Genomic DNA, 15,796 nt, shown 5'->3' with positions numbered 1-15,796 from the left:
AAACTGTATCAGCCATGAGCGACAGTACCTTCAACCTGTACAAAAACCCGTCGAAACCAGAACGCTCCTATCCGGAGGTCCCATGAAAAGGAGCCAGATTGTCATCTGGAGTATCCTCATCGCTCTCGTCTTTGTGCATTACTTCTACATGCCCGAGCAGCCCGAGGTCACCAAGGGAGAGATGCATATCTCTTTCGACTCCCGGGAGTGCCGACCCGACCTGGTTGACCTCTGGAATACGTTCGTACAGGAGCAGGCGTTTTCGAACGAGTCGGCCGTGCTCATCCAGCTGAACCAGTATATCGACAAAGACGGAACAGTGCAGTGCACCGAACTCCACTGGATCGGCTACGTAGACGGGGAGGAGCACGCGTACGAGATATATGTCCACCAGAGCGGCAACGTATATTATAACGACCAGGTATTTGACTTCCCCATGCAGGGGGTACATCCCCTCGCCATATTACGCGAGGTCGACAGGATCGAGTTTGACGATCTTATTCACGGAGAATACAACATAACGCTCACGACGTTCAAACACGACGGTCCAATGACCTACAACAAAACCAACGGCGACCTGTACGCCTTCGCGGACGGATCGCTTCGTCCCCTGAAGGAGGCCACGTTCTCTTCCGAAGCCTCCCGGCATATGATCGAGATCTTCCTGGAGATCGAGCAGTCGGGCGGGATTACGACCGCAGAGAGCATATCGGATCACATCATCCTCTTTCCCGAGCAGGAGATCGCCCGGGCCGACTCCGTCGTCCATGCATGACGTGCAGGCGGCGCCCGGAGACTCTGAACGCATCCTCGATAAGCCGCGGGGCGATCCGGGAAAAGGGGCAAACGGTGTAGTTATGGAGAACTGTCGAACGGCAATCAGATACCGGTGCCGGACACACGCCCCCCGGCGATCGCGGGCTTCCACGATCCGTGGGCTTGTACACACTCTTTCGCATCGGCGCAGAGGTAGTAGTGTATGAACCGTCCTTTCTTCTCGTCTCTGACAATACCATCCCGGAGCAGCGGTTTCATATGCCAGGTGACGTTCGCGCCCGACATTATGAGCCGGGACGCGATCTCTTTTCTCGTGCTTCCCGGGTGTTGCAAAACGATATTGAGTATCCGACTCTTCGACTGCTCGTTGAGATATCCCGCCACCTTTCGTTCCAGACCGGGACAGGCGCCCGTGCTGACGTAATATCTCATACCACTGCAGTTCGGCTCGGGGACGACCGTTCCCATCTTGCATAACATCTCTACATGGTAGCGGAGGGTTCCAATATTCATCCCGAGCAACCGGGAGAGAGAGCTTGTATTGATTCCCGGATTATCGCGTATGCATAGGTACATTGCATTCCGGGTTTCGTTCTCAAGGACGTTATTGTGCAGGACCCTCTTATGGCCGAAATGCAACCATGTGAGCAGCGAGAATACAAGTTGCATCGGGATAAAGAGCACCGGAACGAATATGGATACGAGTCCGAGAATAACAATCTCCAGGGGGAGATTCCAGACGTACACCGGCATAGGATCCAACGGCACCTTCTCCGGATATGCGTTCTGAACGACAGTAGCACATGCGGCAGACGGCAGCAGTGCGAGGCAGAAGATGGCCAGAGCGATTCCGGCAATCCGCACCCGCGTGACCATGGATTTATATAAAACCGGTATCAGTAAAAAGGTTTGGCCTGGTAGGTGTTCGGCTTTGTTGAAAGCGTGTGAGAGGTAATCATTTAAGCATAAGCATTGCAATTCAAAATATACGGAATGGTTCCTGTCACACTCTCGCCATGCACTTCAAGTCTCCAGGTACCTGATACAGGGCTGCTTATATCTACACGAATCCGCCCATCCAGACGTCCACCATAATTGTCATGGTACGAACCATACAGGCTCCCATCCGGTCTGTAGATCTCTAATCTCAGGGAGTGGTCCGGGGTAAACCAGTTTAAGTAAACATTCAGTAAGGACATCCCAGCTGGTACATTGAGCAGATGAGTATCAGTCTCCCCCTGTGTAATCGTAAAATACTCACGGGTTCCGTACCCGTCCGCCTGCGAGAGAAGTCCCGCGACTCCGTCATTTTCGTTTCCGATACCTGCAGCTGAAACCACCGGCACGATGAAGGCGACGGCAGCCAGAAGTCCTATAATGCGACTGATCTTCATCAGAATCCACCGATGAGACATCGGAAGACCTCCGTATAAAAATTCTGTCCAATTTCTTTACACGTTTTATATACGCAAGAAGTACGTCGATCTCGGTGCGTGAGAGATCACCCGAGCGTCTCTGGAATAACATGTAGATTCACGGGCATTTCGCCGGGAATCGTCCACTCCGCACCTTTCTGAAGGACAAGCGCAGTGCGGGGAAGGTGTTGCGCGGAATACTAAACCCCACCTCAAGGGGCTTTTCCGAAAAATAACCGTTGAAGCAAGAGATTACTCACGACGGAACCAGGGCTCTTTCTCCAATAAAACCCGGACGTGTAAATAATTTGCATATGTTATCAGTTAGCGTAAAAGAGTACCACTGGCTAACCCGCTCCTCTCCCCTTCATTGTTCTCTCCCGGACAGGTTCCTGCCCAGTACCGTACCTCCCGGCAGGTGATCCGGCATCATCCCGACCACCCTGCACTCAGCGCGTGGTCACTCCGTTTATGGGCTCGGCAGTGAACATCGCGCTCCCATCCATCGCCGCTGAGTTCGCTCTCGACGCCGTCTCGCTCAGTATCGTAGCCTCGTCCACCTGTCCACCTCCTCGCGACCGCGATCTTCCTCGTCTTCGCCGCCTTCTGCACCCTGAGCATCTTCGCCTCGCTCGCCCGCGGCAGGGTGCGGAAGTGACCCCACCCGTCACTCCGTAACGCAGTAGACGTAGTAGACCCTCTGCCCGTCCTCTGCCACGACAACATCCACCCCGTGCACCTCGCTCTCGAACCCGGGGAAGAGGGCGTCGAACTCCTGCAGGGAGACGAGGTAATCGACGATCGCCCGCGTGGCCGCCCCGCACCGCTCCCCCGGCATGATGACCGGGATCCCGGGCGGGTAGGGGACGACCATCACCGCGACCGTCCTCCCCTCGATCTCGCCTGCCGGCACCGGCGCCACCTCCCCGCGCACCAGGTGGCGGTATGCCTCCGCAGGCGTCATCACCGGTTCCGGCAGCGTCGCGTAGACGTTCCTGAGCGTCCCGGCGATCGACCCGTCCCGCAGGTAGCCGTGCATCTCCCGGCAGAGGTCGGCGAGCCCCCGCCCGGAGTACCGGGCCGGGTGTTCCCGCACGAGATCGGGGAAGACCTCCTCGAGCGGGCTGTTGCGGTCGTAGAGGGCCTTGAACTGGAAGAGTTCCGCAAGCAGCGTCCCGGACTTGCCCTTGGTGATCCCGAGCGTGAAGAGGACCAAAAACGAGTAGTACCCGGTCTTCTCGACGACGATCCCGCTCTTCCTGAGGTACTTCGTGACGACGGCCGCCGGTATCCCCCGCTCCTCCATCCTTCCGCCCGGCCCGATCCCCGGGGTGAGGATCGTCACCTTGATCGGGTCGAGCATGGCGTACCCCTCCTCGATGCCCGGAAAGCCGTGCCACGTATCGTGGGGGTTTAAGAGCCAGCAGCCGGCGTGCTCCCGGAGGAGCGCAGCGTCCGCCTCACCAAGCGGCCTCTCCGTCTCCTCGTCCATGATGCAGTCGGGCTGCCAGACGGTGAACCACCAGTAGTCCTCCCCGGCCCGACTTCCTGCCCGGATCTCTTCGGCCACCGTCACCATCTTCTTTCTAAAGACGATCGCCTCCTCGATCGCCTCTTCGACGAGAAACCTCCCCGAGTGCCCGGCCATCATCCTGGCGGCGACGTCGAGCGACGCAATGATGGTGTACTGGGGAGAGGTCGAGGTGAGCATCATGAACGCCTCGTTGAACCGCGGGTGGTCGACGGGACCCCGGTCCTGCCTGACGTGGAGCATCGAGCCCTGCGAGAATGCGGCGAGAACTTTGTGGGTCGACTGGGTGGCAAAGACCGTCGGCCCGACCTCGTCGGTTGGGTGCATCCCGAACCGGCCGGCATAGAGGGGATGGAACCGGGCGTAGCCGAACCACGCCTCGTCGTAATGGAGGTATGGAACACGGTCGCGCAGGTGCTCCTCGATCCTCTCCGTACTGTAGCAGATCCCGTCGTAGGTGGAGTTCGTGATCGCGGCCATCCTGACCGTCCGCGACGCGGGTTCCTCGATGAGCGGGCAGTTCCGGACCTTCTCCGCGATGACCTCCGGGCGGAACTCGCGGCTCATGATGGGGCCGATGATCCCGTACTCGTTCCGGGACGGGATGAGGTAAATCGGGACGGCGCCGGTCATGATGATCGCGTGCATCACGGACTTGTGGCAGTTCCGGTCCACCAGAACGACATCGCCGCTGGTAACGGTGCTGAGCCAGACGATCTTGTTCGCGGCCGACGTGCCGCCGGTGACGAAGTAAGTCCGGTCTGCCCCGAAGACCTCCGCGGCCTTCCGCTCCGCCTCCCCGACGGCGCCGGAGTGCTCCAGGAGCGAACCGAGTTCCGGCACCGAGGCAGAGAGGTCGGCCCGGAGAGCGTTCTCCCCAAAGAAGTTGTAGAAGATCCGGCCGGCGGCGTTCTTGAGGAACGCGACGCCGCCCATGTGCCCCGGCGTGTGCCAGGAGTATTTGTACTCCTCGACGTAGTCCATCATTCCCCGGAAGAACGGCGGGAGTACGTCGGCGAGATAGTTCGCTGCCGCCCGCTTGATGTGGCCGGCGATGAAGCCGGGAGTATCTTCGAGCTTCCAGATATACCCGTCGATCCGGGATATGACGGAGAGCGGTATGGCAGAGATCGCCAGTTTCTCGGTGTTTAAGAATATCGGGACTTTCGGGTTCCTCTCCCGGATGAGGGTGATGACGTCTGCGGCGGTGAGCGTGCCGTCCGCCGTCTCGGGGGAGAGTTCCCAGTCGATGACGATGCAGCTCGCGTGGGGGTGCGAGAGGAACGCATGGATCCCGTCCCGGGCGGTCAGAGCCTCGATGACGGGGAAGTCCTCATGTTTCAGTTCTATCACGATCTCCCGCGACGCCCGGCCTTCCGCGGTATCCGAGTGCAGTTCGTCGTCGATGACGAGAACGGGAAACTCCTCCAGATAGTCCATGCGGCCACACTCCCGGGAGGGTGATCGGGAGAGGTCTCTTTAGAATGTTGCGGTCCGGGCGACTTCGTTCATAAAGTCAGAGACCAAATTATTTTTTCTCATAAAGTCGGTGAGATTAAACAAGCTCAATCTTCAGCGACTAACTCAGGTATTTCGTTATACCGCTTTATGCAGTAATATTGGAGGACATCGTTAACAGTTGAATCATCTTTCGGGATCTGTAAAGTACGCCACTGGAGTCCGATGATATAATGGCAACTTGGCGATAAATCCGGGATTCGGTTTATCACCTAACATGAGACACATTTCAGGATTGAATCTCTTTGATACACCAATCATATAATCGTAGTTGTTCTAATATCCTTTGTTTCCCCACGCCGTGTCCACTGCGTCGACTTCCCTGATTCCCCATATTCGACAGGGGAGCGCTCTGAATCGTCAAGGCTGTATTTGTGAGATTTGTAGCTGTGTCCTCCCGTTTCTCGCTCCAGTATCTCCATAATGCGTGAATGCTTTGTAAGGGCACTCATTTGTCTGCCCCCTCGTCCATGGCCTTCTGACGCTCAATAAGCTCGCGTTCACGTTTTAATTCGTGCTTCAATTCTTCCTCTGTGGGAAGATAGAGCATATATTTTGAGGCAAACAGATTTTCATTATCTGACAGCACAGAGTATTTTGCCATCGTATCGTTTTTGTCGGTGCAGAGAATAATCCCTATGGTGGGATTATCACCCGGCAATTTCACCTTATCCTCAAAATATCGGACATAGAAGTCCATTTGGCCGACATCTTGATAAGTCAGCTTTCCTGCCTTTAAATCGATGACTACAAAGCATTTAAGGATATAGTTGTAAAAAACGAGATCGACATAGTAATGGTCGCCCTCAATTGTTATCCGCTTTTGGCGTGCCACAAATGAAAAGCCCTTTCCAAGTTCGAGCAAAAACTCTTGCAGTTTGTTGATTAAAGCCTGTTCCAAATCGTTTTCGTGATAATCACGATTTTCTTTCAAATCCAAAAACTCCAAAATATAGGGGTCTTTGAGGATATAATCGGGATCATTTTTCGGTTCAAGCGTGTGAATTTCGTTTTTCACGCTTTCAGCTCCGCTTTTTTGTGTGGCGAGCAGACGTTCATAAAGGAACGAGTTTATCTGCCGCTCCAATTGACGAACACTCCAGGCCGCTTCAGCACATTCACGTCCATAAAACTCACGCCGCGACTGATCTTCGATCTTCATAAGCAGGCGATAGTGAGACCAACTCAATTCGTGCCACAGTGTGGCACGAATTGGAAACGTCTTGAAAAATTGACGCATTCGGCGTAAACTGCTTTCATCAAAGCCTTTACCAAACTCTGAAGTCAACTGCCCCGCCAAATATCTCAGCAGACCTTTTCCATATTCGGCGCGTTCACCAACGGCTTCATCTATCTGCCGCCCGATCTCCCAGTAAGCCTCAACCATAGCGGAATTAACAGCAGAATAGGCTTTTGACCGTGCTTCCGCAAGGGTATTGCGGATGCCTTGATAGATGCTTGTATTCAACTCGCCCGTAACTGTGGGTTGTATGCTATCATTGCGCCCGTTCACTATGGCGGCCTCCTCCTCTTTAGATTTATTCTTGCTTCTGTCGACATTCGTTATGTCGGCAAAATCGCAGTTGAGGGCAGCACAGATTTTTAGCAATACATCAACTGTATATTCCGCCCTTAGTCCGCTTCGCCACCGCTGTAGTGCTAATATGTGCAGTAAGTCACAAAGCCTTTTTTGTTCGAGGGATTGAAGCTCTCGAAGACGGGGGTCGTGCCGGCGGTCGAGCGCTGCGGCAGGATCGCGGGATGCGGCCCCATCCGGATATGCGAAGACGGCCGGTAACGCGGAGCATCCCGTCGTTTTGCTCTCCGCGCAGGCACCGGGATGCCTCGATCCGCTCCGGGGATGACGGTTGCCAATTTCCCGGGTATCGGAGCACGGAAGGGGCCTGAGGGTCGGCGGGTATTCCACGTCGACGACATTTATATACGGAAACGGCCATCTACCCCCGATGACAGGCGAGGGCGCAAATCCACCAAAGGTCTGCCTGGGATTCGATATTCATTATCCATGCTATCTCAATCCCGGGTTTCAACCTGATCTGGTAAAGGGAAAGAGAAACGTAAAAGAGAGTTACTTTAACCCGGACGTGAAGGAAGACCTGAGAGGGGTCATCGACCGCTCCTTCCGACCGACGACGGAACTCCTCCTCGAACTCCTCGATGAGGGGTTTACGTGCGCCTTTGCGATATCCGGAACGGTGGTGGAGAACCTCGATGCGTGGTACCCGGAGATGCTCGAACTTCTCTCCCGTGCGGCAACTCACCCAAACGCCGAACTCCTCGCCGGAACCTACTACCACAGCGTCGCCGGGCAGTTCACCGATCTCACGGAGTTCACGGACGAACTTCTCATGCACCGGAACCTGATGAAGGAGCACTTCTCGGTCACGCCGACCACGTTTGCGCATACCGATTACCCGATCACCCCGACCACCGCAGAGGCGCTTGCCGGGGCCGGAATTGAGGCGGCCATCATCGAGGGAGGGGAGGGCCCCGCTCTTGAGAGGGACCCGAACCATACCTACACCTACCGGGGCCTCCCGGTCCTCGTCACCCACTGCGACCTCTCCGACGATATCGCCGTGCGGTTTCCGTGGCGGGGGTGGGACAAGTGGCCGCTGATGGCCGGCCAGTATGCGGGGTGGCTCTCCGTATCCCCCGGCGACTACATCACGCTCTTCCTCGACTACCGCATCTTCGGGGACTTCATCGGGGCCGAGGCGGGCATCCTCGAGTTCCTGCGTGCGCTCCCGTCCGCCCTCGCCGCGGAGGGGATAGAGACCATACGTCCCTCAGACGCCGCCCGGCTTCCACCGCACGAGGAGATCGGGGAGATCGGGGAGATCGGGGAGACCGGCGACCCGACCGGCTCGCTGGGCCGGCAGAGGAACATTATGCAGCAGTCCGCCCTCGAGGCACTCGAGGAGGCCGGGGGCCTGGTGACAGACCCGGAGATCTGGCGCTGCCTCCTTGAGACCGAGCATATTCGCCGGATGGCCATGCGCTCGACCTCGTGCGGAAAACCGCTTCACGCCGTCAGCCACCAGGCGACCTACGACTACTTCGCCTCATTTATGCGGATCCTCTCGCACGCCGAGGAGCGGTCTGCAATCATCGCCCGGTCGCCCAAGGCCGCTCTCTCGCTCCGTTGCGTCCCCCCGGATAAGGCGTTCTACTTCTCGTCATATGACCGGCCGGCCGGGTATGCCGCCCACAGTCTCCAGGAACTCGCAAATATGCTCGAGTTTGCCCCGGACGATGTCATCCGGTACCACGTGGAGCGGGAGGACTTCAACCGCTGGATCGCCCAGGTCATCGGCGATACGCAACTGGCGGAGAAGATCTGGGGCATCTACGACCGCAGGAGACTCCGAACGATGATTCAGAAGAGGATCAACAAACTATGGAAACGCTTAAGTTAGCATTCTTCTGCTGGGAGTCGCTCCATTCCACGTTCAAGGTGGGCGGCCTTGCGCCGGCGGCGACCCATCTCGCCGAGCGCCTTGCCCTGATGGGGCACGAGGTCCATTTCTTCACGCGGGGAGAGGGAGACGACGCGACAATCAACGGCGTCCGCTACCACTACTGCCTGCCGTACGGCGACAACGTCATCGAGTACTGCAGGACGATGAGCAACATGCTCGTGGACGCGTTCCGCGCTCACGACACGCCGCCGTTCGACATCCTCCATTTCCACGACTGGCACCTCGTTGAGGCGCTGCATGTTCTCCGTGACAGGAACACCGTTCTCTCCTTCCACTCCACCGAGTACGGCCGGCACGGGGGGAATTTCGGCGGCTGGTGGGAGTTCCAGGAGATATCGGGCAAGGAGTGGTACGGGGGCTACATCGCAAAGGCGGTCACGACCGTCTCCAATTCAACGAAGACCGAGGTGATGTGGCTCTACAACGTCCCCGAATGGAAGGTCACCGTCATCCCGAACGGGATCGATCCCGATGCCTACCGCGCCCGGGTCGACCCGGGCGAGGTGAAGAAGCACTACGGCATCCATCCGCTCGCACCCGTCGTCCTCTTCGTCGGGCGCCTCACCTACCAGAAAGGGCCCGACCTCCTGATGCAGGCCATACCCGAGATCCTCGCCAAACGCTGGGACGTGCAGTTTCTCTTCGCCGGCACCGGGGATATGCGCGGTTACCTGGAAGGGACGGCGAACGGTCTTCCCGTGCAGTTCCTCGGCTACGTCTCCGATGAGGATCACGTCCGGCTCCTGAACGCGTGCGACCTTGTCGCCATCCCGAGCAGGAACGAGCCGTTCGGGCTCGTCCTCACGGGGGCCTGGAGTGCGGAGCGCTGCGTCGTCGCGACCGACGTCGGGGGGCTCGCCGAGAATATCGACAACTTCAAAAACGGGATCAAGGTTCCCGTCCGGTCGGACTCGATCGCCTGGGGGGTCTGCCACCTCATCGACGATCCGGCCTACATGCAGAAACTCGGGAGAGCCGGCCGCAGGAAAGTGATGGATACGTTCCGGTGGAGCGTCGTCACGGAACGGATGCTCGGCGTCTACAGGGACATCCCCCTGGCGGGCCGCGATGAAGATACCTGGGACGGGTGAGAGCGTGCAGCAGGCGTTGCCCGACATCACGAAGACCGGGACTCTCGTCACCGACTACGATGTCTACCTCTTCCGGCAGGGTAACCACACCCGCCTCTACGAGAAGCTGGGAGCGCATCCCGCCGTCGCCGACGGTGTGCAGGGGACGTTCTTTTCCGTCTGGGCGCCGAACGCCGCGGAAGTCTCGGTCATCGGGGACTTCAACGGATGGAAGGCGGGCGAACACCCGCTCACGGCGCGGGGCGACAACTCCGGCATCTGGGAGGGGTTCGTCCCGGAACTCGGCCAGGGGGCGCTCTACAAATACCACATCAGGAGCAGGTACCGCGACTACTGCGTGGAGAAGGGCGACCCGTTCGCCCGCTTCTGGGAGGTTCCGCCGAAGACCGCGTCCGTTGTCTGGGACACTGCCTACGCCTGGCGCGACCGGTCGTGGATGCGCTGCCGGGAAGAGGCGAACACCCCGGACGCCCCGGTATCCGTCTATGAGGTTCATATCGGTTCGTGGCGGATGCCGGAGGGGGAGAGACGGTGCACGAGCTACCGGGAGCTTGCAACCGAACTCGCCGACTACCTGCTCGAGGCGGGGTTCACGCACGTCGAGTTTCTCCCGGTCATGGAGCATCCGCTCTACGCCTCCTGGGGCTACCAGACGCTCGGCTACTTTGCCCCCACGAGCAGGTACGGCACCCCGCAGGACTTCATGCACCTCGTCGAGCACCTCCACCTGCGCGGGATCGGGGTAATCCTCGACTGGGTGCCGTCCCACTTCCCGTCCGACGGCTACGGCCTCTCCTACTTCGACGGCACCTACCTCTACGAGCATGCCCTCCCCGGCCGGCGCTACCACCCGGAATGGAAGAGTTACGTCTTCAATCTCGCGAGGAACGAGGTCAGGTCGTTTCTCATCAGCAGCGCCGTCTTCTGGCTCGAACGCTACCACGCGGACGGTCTCCGGGTCGACGCGGTCTCTTCGATGCTCTACCTCGATTACGCCCGGAGCGCCGGAGAATGGACGCCGAACGTCTACGGCGGGCGGGAGAACCTCGAGGCGATGGTGTTTCTCCGGAAGGTGAACGACACTGTCCACGCCAACTTCCCGGACGTCCTCGTCATCGCCGAGGAGGCGACCGCCTGGCCGGGGGTGACCGCCCCGACCGCGACCGGGGGGCTCGGGTTCGACCTGAAGTGGAACATGGGCTGGATGCACGATGCGCTGGACTACTTCACGCTCGACCCGGTCTTTCGGAAGTACCGCCCCGATCTCCTGACGTTCAGCATATGGTACGCGTTCTCCGAGCGTTATGTCCTCCCCCTCTCGCACGACGAGGTCGTTCACGAGAAAAGTTCGCTCATCGGGAAGATGCCCGGCGACGAGTGGCGGAAACGGGCGAATCTTCGTCTCCTATATGGGTATATGTTCACGCACCCGGGCAAGAAACTCCTCTTCATGGGGGGCGAGTTCGGGCAGTGGCCGGAGTGGAGCCACGAGACCGGGCTCGAGTGGGACCTCCTGCAGTACGCCCCGCACCAGGGGATCCTCCGGTGGGTTACCGATTTGAACCGCCTCTACCGGCGGAAGCCTGCCCTCCACGAGCGGGACGCCGATCAGGCGGGGTTCGAGTGGGTCGATTTCTCGGACGTCGAGAAGAGCGTCGTCAGCTACCTGCGGCGGGGGCGGTCGGCCGACGACGTCGTCCTGGTCATCTGCAACTTCACCCCGGTGCCGCGCTACGACTACCGGATCGGCGTCCCGTTCGGCGGGTTCTGGAAAGAGGTGCTCAACAGCGATGCGGTCGAGTACGGCGGGAGCGGTGTCGGGAACCTCGGCGGGGTGGAAGCGGAGCGAATCCCGGCCCACGGCCGGTCGTGTTCGCTTCCGCTCACCCTGCCCCCGCTCGGGGTGGTCGTCTTCTGTCCCGAGGGGGCGTGACGATTGATGCGTGCCGTCTGCATCCACGGGCATTTCTACCAGCCCCCGCGCGAGAACCCCTGGCTCGGCGAGGTGGGGGTGCAGCGTTCCGCCGCACCGTACCACGACTGGAACGAACGGGTGACCGCGGAGTGTTACGCCCCGAACACCGCCGCACGCATCCTCGATGATGACGGGATGATCGAGGAACTCGTGAACAACTACGCACGGATCAGTTTCACGGCCGCACCGACGCTTTTTGCCTGGCTCGAGCGCCACCGGCCGGATATCTACGGTGCGATTCTCGACGCCGACCGCGAGAGCCGGGAGCGCTACGGCGGCCACGGGTCCGCGATCGCCTGCTGCTACAACCACGTCATCATGCCGCTCGCGGCCCGGCGGGACAAGCGTGCCCAGGTCGCCTGGGGTGTCCGTGACTTTGCGTCACGGTTCGGCCGGGAACCCGAAGGGATGTGGCTCCCGGAGACGGCGGTCGATATCGAATCCCTGGAGGCGCTGGCGGCGGCGGGGATCCGGTTCACCATCCTCGCCCCCCATCAGGCCGCAGGCGTGCGGGCGATCGGGGAAGACGGCTGGATGGACGTCTCCGGCGGGGGGGTCGAGACGAGGATGCCCTACCTCTGCCGGCTCCCTTCCGGGCGAAGCATCGCGGTCTTCTTCTACGACGGGACGATCGCCCGCGACGTCGCGTTCGGCGACCTGCTCTCCGACGGGCGGCGGCTTGCCGACCGGCTGACGGGCGCGTTCTCCCGGGAGAGAGGCCGCCCGGAACTCGTGCATATCGCAACCGATGCCGAGACCTACGGCCACCACCGCGAGTTCGGGGAGATGGCGCTCGCCCGCTGCCTCCGGGCTATCGAGGCGCACCGGGACATCCGCCTCACGGTCTACGGCGAGTACCTCGCCGCCCACCCGCCCACGCACGAGGCGCTGGTTCGCGAAGAGACATCGTGGAGCTGCGCTCACGGCATCGAACGATGGCGGGGAGAGTGCGGGTGCCATACCGGAAAAGAGCTCGGGTGGTCGCAGGCGTGGCGCGGACCGCTCCGGGAGGCGATCGAGATGGTCAGGGACGCTCTCGCTCCCCGGTCGGAGGAGGCGCTCGCTCTTCTCGTCCGCGACCCGGCGGAGGCCCGCGACAACGCCGTCGATCTCGTCCTCGCCCGGTGGTCGGACGAGAGCGTGGCGGCGTTCTTCTCCCGGCACGCGCCCGGCGGCATCGATGCCGAAGGCCGGCGGCGGGCGCTCTCCCTCCTTGAAGCGGAGCGGCAGGCGATGCTGATGCAGACGAGCTGCGGCTGGTTCTTCGACGACATCACCGAGCCGGGGGGCGTCCAGGTGATGCGGCACGCAAAAAGGGCTATGGATATCGCCCGGCAGGCTTTCGGGCTCGACCTCGAGGCGCGGTTCGTCGAGATCCTCCGCCGCGCTCCGGTGAACGATCCGCGCTACGCGACCGGAGCGGAGGTCTATGACGTCCTGGTCCGGCCGGCGGCGGCCGACCTCCCCCGGATCGCGGCCGGGACCGCTCTCTACGCGCTCTTCGGCCTCGACCACCCCGCGGCTGCGTCGGGGATCTACGACGTCGCCGGAGACTGGCCGTACCGCCTGAACGCAAAAGAACGCCGTATCCTCGGGACCGTCCGGGTGCGGTGCCGGGCGACGGGGGAGGAGGCGCTCTTCGATGCGGCCGTGTGCTTCTCCGGGATCGACCGGGTCGTCATCGGCGTGCGCGAGGACGGCGGCGGGGAGGCGTTCTGGACGGTATGGGAGAGCTCCGATCCGGCAGGGGCGATAGCCGGTGCCTTTTCCCGGGTCTATACCGCTCCCGACCTCTCCGACGAGGAGCGGTGGACGATCGCCCGCGAGATCGCGCCCGGGATCGGAGACGCCGTCTGCGCGGTCTACCGCGATGCGATGCCAACAATCGGGGCGCTCGACGATCTCGGGATCCCCGCGCCGGGAGCCGCCGTCCGTCTCCTGGCGCACGCCCGCGCCGAACGGCTGCTCGCGATGATTGGAGAGGGGTGCCCCGACCCCGGGCTGTTTTACGCGCTCGCGGAGGAGATGCGGGCGGGAAGCATCGAGCCCGATCTCGCGGCCCTCGGGGAGGCGGCGAGCAGGCGGATCACGTTCGCTCTCCGGGCGGCAGCGGCCCGCCCGGATGATCCCGCTCCGCTCGAAGAGGTCTCCCGCATCGTCGGGTGTGCAAAGATATTTCCTTTATTGCTTGCTCTATGGGAGAGCCAGAACATCTGCGTCGGGATGCGCGGGCACTATGCGGAGGTGCGGGAGCGTGCCGGCCGGGGTGACGGGGGTGCAGAACGGTGGACCGAAGCCTTCGGGAGAGCGGCAGCATGCCTCGGCGTGCGGGTGACGTAGGGAGGAGACGGGCATGAACCGGCGGAGCAGCGGGGTTCTCCTGCACGTCACGTCGCTGCCGTCGCCGTACGGGATCGGCGATCTCGGACCCGCGGCGTACCGGTTCGTGGATCTCCTCAGCCGTGCCGGGCAGCGCTACTGGCAGATCCTCCCCCTCAACCCGACGTGCCCGGAGTTCGCCAACTCGCCTTACCAGAGCACCTCAGCGTTCGCCGGAAACACCTGGCTCATCAGCCCCGAGCAGATGGTCGCGGACGGTTTCCTCGCCCCGGAGGATATCGCAGACCCGCCGGACTTTCCTGCGGACCGGGTCGACTACCGGGCGGTTCTCGACTACAAGAACGGTCTCTTCGATACGGCGTTCGAACGGTTCAAGGGACGCGATTCGGATTTTCGCTACGAAGATTTCGCGGCCGACAACACGTCGTGGCTCAACGACTATGCCATCTTCATGGCACTCAGGGAGCGGTTCTCCGGAAAGGTCTGGGGCGACTGGCCGGCCGGAATCCGGGACCGGCACGATGAGGCGTTGCGGAAGTACGGCACGGAACTTGCCGACCGGATCTTTCGGGAGAAGTTCCTCCAGTACGTCTTCGACCGTCAGTGGGAGACGCTCAAGAAGCATTGCCGCATGCGCCACCTCCAGATCGTCGGGGACATCCCGTTCTACCTCACCTACGACAGCGTCGACCTCTGGGCAAACCCGCGGCTCTTCAAACTCGACGAGCAGAAGAAGCCGACTGCCGTCGCGGGCGTGCCGCCGGATATGTTCAGCGATGCCGGGCAGCTCTGGGGGAACCCGGTCTACAACTGGGACGCGCACCGGGAGCGGGGATTCGGGTGGTGGGAGAGCCGGATCGATCGCACCCTCGCCCTCGTCGACCGGCTGCGCCTCGACCACTTCCGGGGGTTCGTGCAGTTCTGGGAGGTGCCGGCCGGGGAAGAGACCGCACGGAACGGGCACTGGGTCGACGCGCCCGGCAGAGACCTCTTCACGCTGCTTGCACGGAGCAGGTCGTGCCTTCCCATCATCGCCGAAGACCTCGGTCACATCACTCCCGACGTCCACGAGATGATGGCGTATTTCGGGTTCCCGGGGATGAAGATCCTGACCTTCGGCTTCTCCGGCGACGTCGCGCAGAACCCCCATGCGCCCCACAACATCACGGAAGGTTCCGTCGCCTACACGGGGACGCACGACAACAACACCGTCCGGGGGTGGTTCGGGCGCGAGGTCCCCGACGACCAGAAGAACCTCCTGTTCCGCTACATCGGGGGACCGGTGAGCGGCGATGAGATACACCGGATCCTCATCCGTCTCGCGATGCTCTCCCCCGCCGATACCGTCATCGTCCCGATGCAGGACATCCTCGGTCTCGGGGAGGAGGCGCGGATGAACCGCCCGGGCACGACGGAGGGGAACTGGGAGTGGCGGCTCCGGCCCGACCAGGCAGGGGAAGAGAGCATGCGGGAGTTCGCCGAGGTGACGGGGATTTATGGGAGGGGGTGAAGGAAGGCGGGTTTTCAACTTCCTTAGGTCGCTTCGCTCGGGGTGGAGACTGGAGGAACGGCTGAAGATGTAAAATAGCCCAATACAGTGGACCGTGGGAGTATCGCCATAGGGGGAGGGGCTGACGGGGAGTGCG

Annotated in this window: 10 protein-coding genes; 6 read left to right on the top strand and 4 right to left on the bottom strand. The window is 61.0% G+C overall.

Annotated elements, in window-relative coordinates:
- Positions 1-82: 82 nt before the first annotated feature.
- Entirely contained in the window at positions 83-775 is a 693-nt protein-coding gene (locus MEMAR_RS06250; protein ID WP_143706343.1) for a hypothetical protein, read from the top strand.
- Positions 776-879: 104 nt separating this feature from the next.
- Here the strand turns inward: MEMAR_RS06250 and MEMAR_RS06245 are convergent, their stop codons facing one another.
- The 4 genes from MEMAR_RS06245 to MEMAR_RS06235 form a co-directional block, all read right to left on the bottom strand.
- The gene (locus MEMAR_RS06245) at positions 880-1,530 is read right to left on the bottom strand and encodes a winged helix-turn-helix transcriptional regulator (protein ID WP_245526556.1); all 651 of its coding nucleotides are present in this window, start codon (positions 1,528-1,530) and stop codon (positions 880-882) included.
- Positions 1,531-1,736: 206 nt separating this feature from the next.
- Positions 1,737-2,171, bottom strand: a complete 435-nt coding sequence (locus MEMAR_RS12735; RefSeq protein WP_222702441.1) for a hypothetical protein — start codon at positions 2,169-2,171, stop codon at positions 1,737-1,739.
- A 688-nt stretch (positions 2,172-2,859) separates the two neighbouring features.
- Positions 2,860-5,163 (bottom strand): Orn/Lys/Arg family decarboxylase, encoded by a 2,304-nt coding sequence (locus tag MEMAR_RS06240; protein WP_011844110.1) that lies wholly within the window; start codon positions 5,161-5,163, stop codon positions 2,860-2,862.
- A gap of 526 nt (positions 5,164-5,689) precedes the next feature.
- A complete protein-coding gene (locus MEMAR_RS06235; RefSeq protein WP_011844109.1) occupies positions 5,690-6,754 on the bottom strand; it encodes a PDDEXK nuclease domain-containing protein in 1,065 nt (354 codons plus the stop codon).
- Positions 6,755-7,208: 454 nt separating this feature from the next.
- On the opposite strand from MEMAR_RS06235, the gene MEMAR_RS06230 reads away from it, so the two are divergent.
- The 5 genes from MEMAR_RS06230 to malQ are packed head-to-tail and all read left to right on the top strand — an operon-like array spanning position 7,209 to position 15,660.
- Positions 7,209-8,681, top strand: coding sequence for an alpha-amylase (locus MEMAR_RS06230; RefSeq protein WP_011844108.1), 1,473 nt, complete (start codon positions 7,209-7,211; stop codon positions 8,679-8,681).
- The gene (locus MEMAR_RS06225; RefSeq protein WP_011844107.1) at positions 8,663-9,835 is read left to right on the top strand and encodes a glycosyltransferase family 4 protein; all 1,173 of its coding nucleotides are present in this window, start codon (positions 8,663-8,665) and stop codon (positions 9,833-9,835) included. Before MEMAR_RS06230 ends, MEMAR_RS06225 begins: the two co-directional genes overlap by 19 nt.
- Positions 9,813-11,768, top strand: coding sequence for a 1,4-alpha-glucan branching protein GlgB (glgB, locus tag MEMAR_RS06220; protein ID WP_143706342.1), 1,956 nt, complete (start codon positions 9,813-9,815; stop codon positions 11,766-11,768). Before MEMAR_RS06225 ends, glgB begins: the two co-directional genes overlap by 23 nt.
- 6 nt (positions 11,769-11,774) lie before the next feature.
- The gene (locus tag MEMAR_RS06215; RefSeq protein ID WP_011844105.1) at positions 11,775-14,150 is read left to right on the top strand and encodes a DUF3536 domain-containing protein; all 2,376 of its coding nucleotides are present in this window, start codon (positions 11,775-11,777) and stop codon (positions 14,148-14,150) included.
- A gap of 13 nt (positions 14,151-14,163) precedes the next feature.
- Complete coding sequence (gene malQ, locus MEMAR_RS06210) at positions 14,164-15,660, top strand: 4-alpha-glucanotransferase (RefSeq protein ID WP_011844104.1); 1,497 nt, start codon at positions 14,164-14,166, stop codon at positions 15,658-15,660.
- Positions 15,661-15,796: the final 136 nt, after the last annotated feature.

Source organism: Methanoculleus marisnigri JR1 (assembly GCF_000015825.1).
In the GTDB taxonomy this organism is placed as follows: Archaea; Halobacteriota; Methanomicrobia; order Methanomicrobiales; family Methanoculleaceae; genus Methanoculleus; species Methanoculleus marisnigri.
This window is presented reverse-complemented; position numbering and strand designations above follow the sequence as displayed.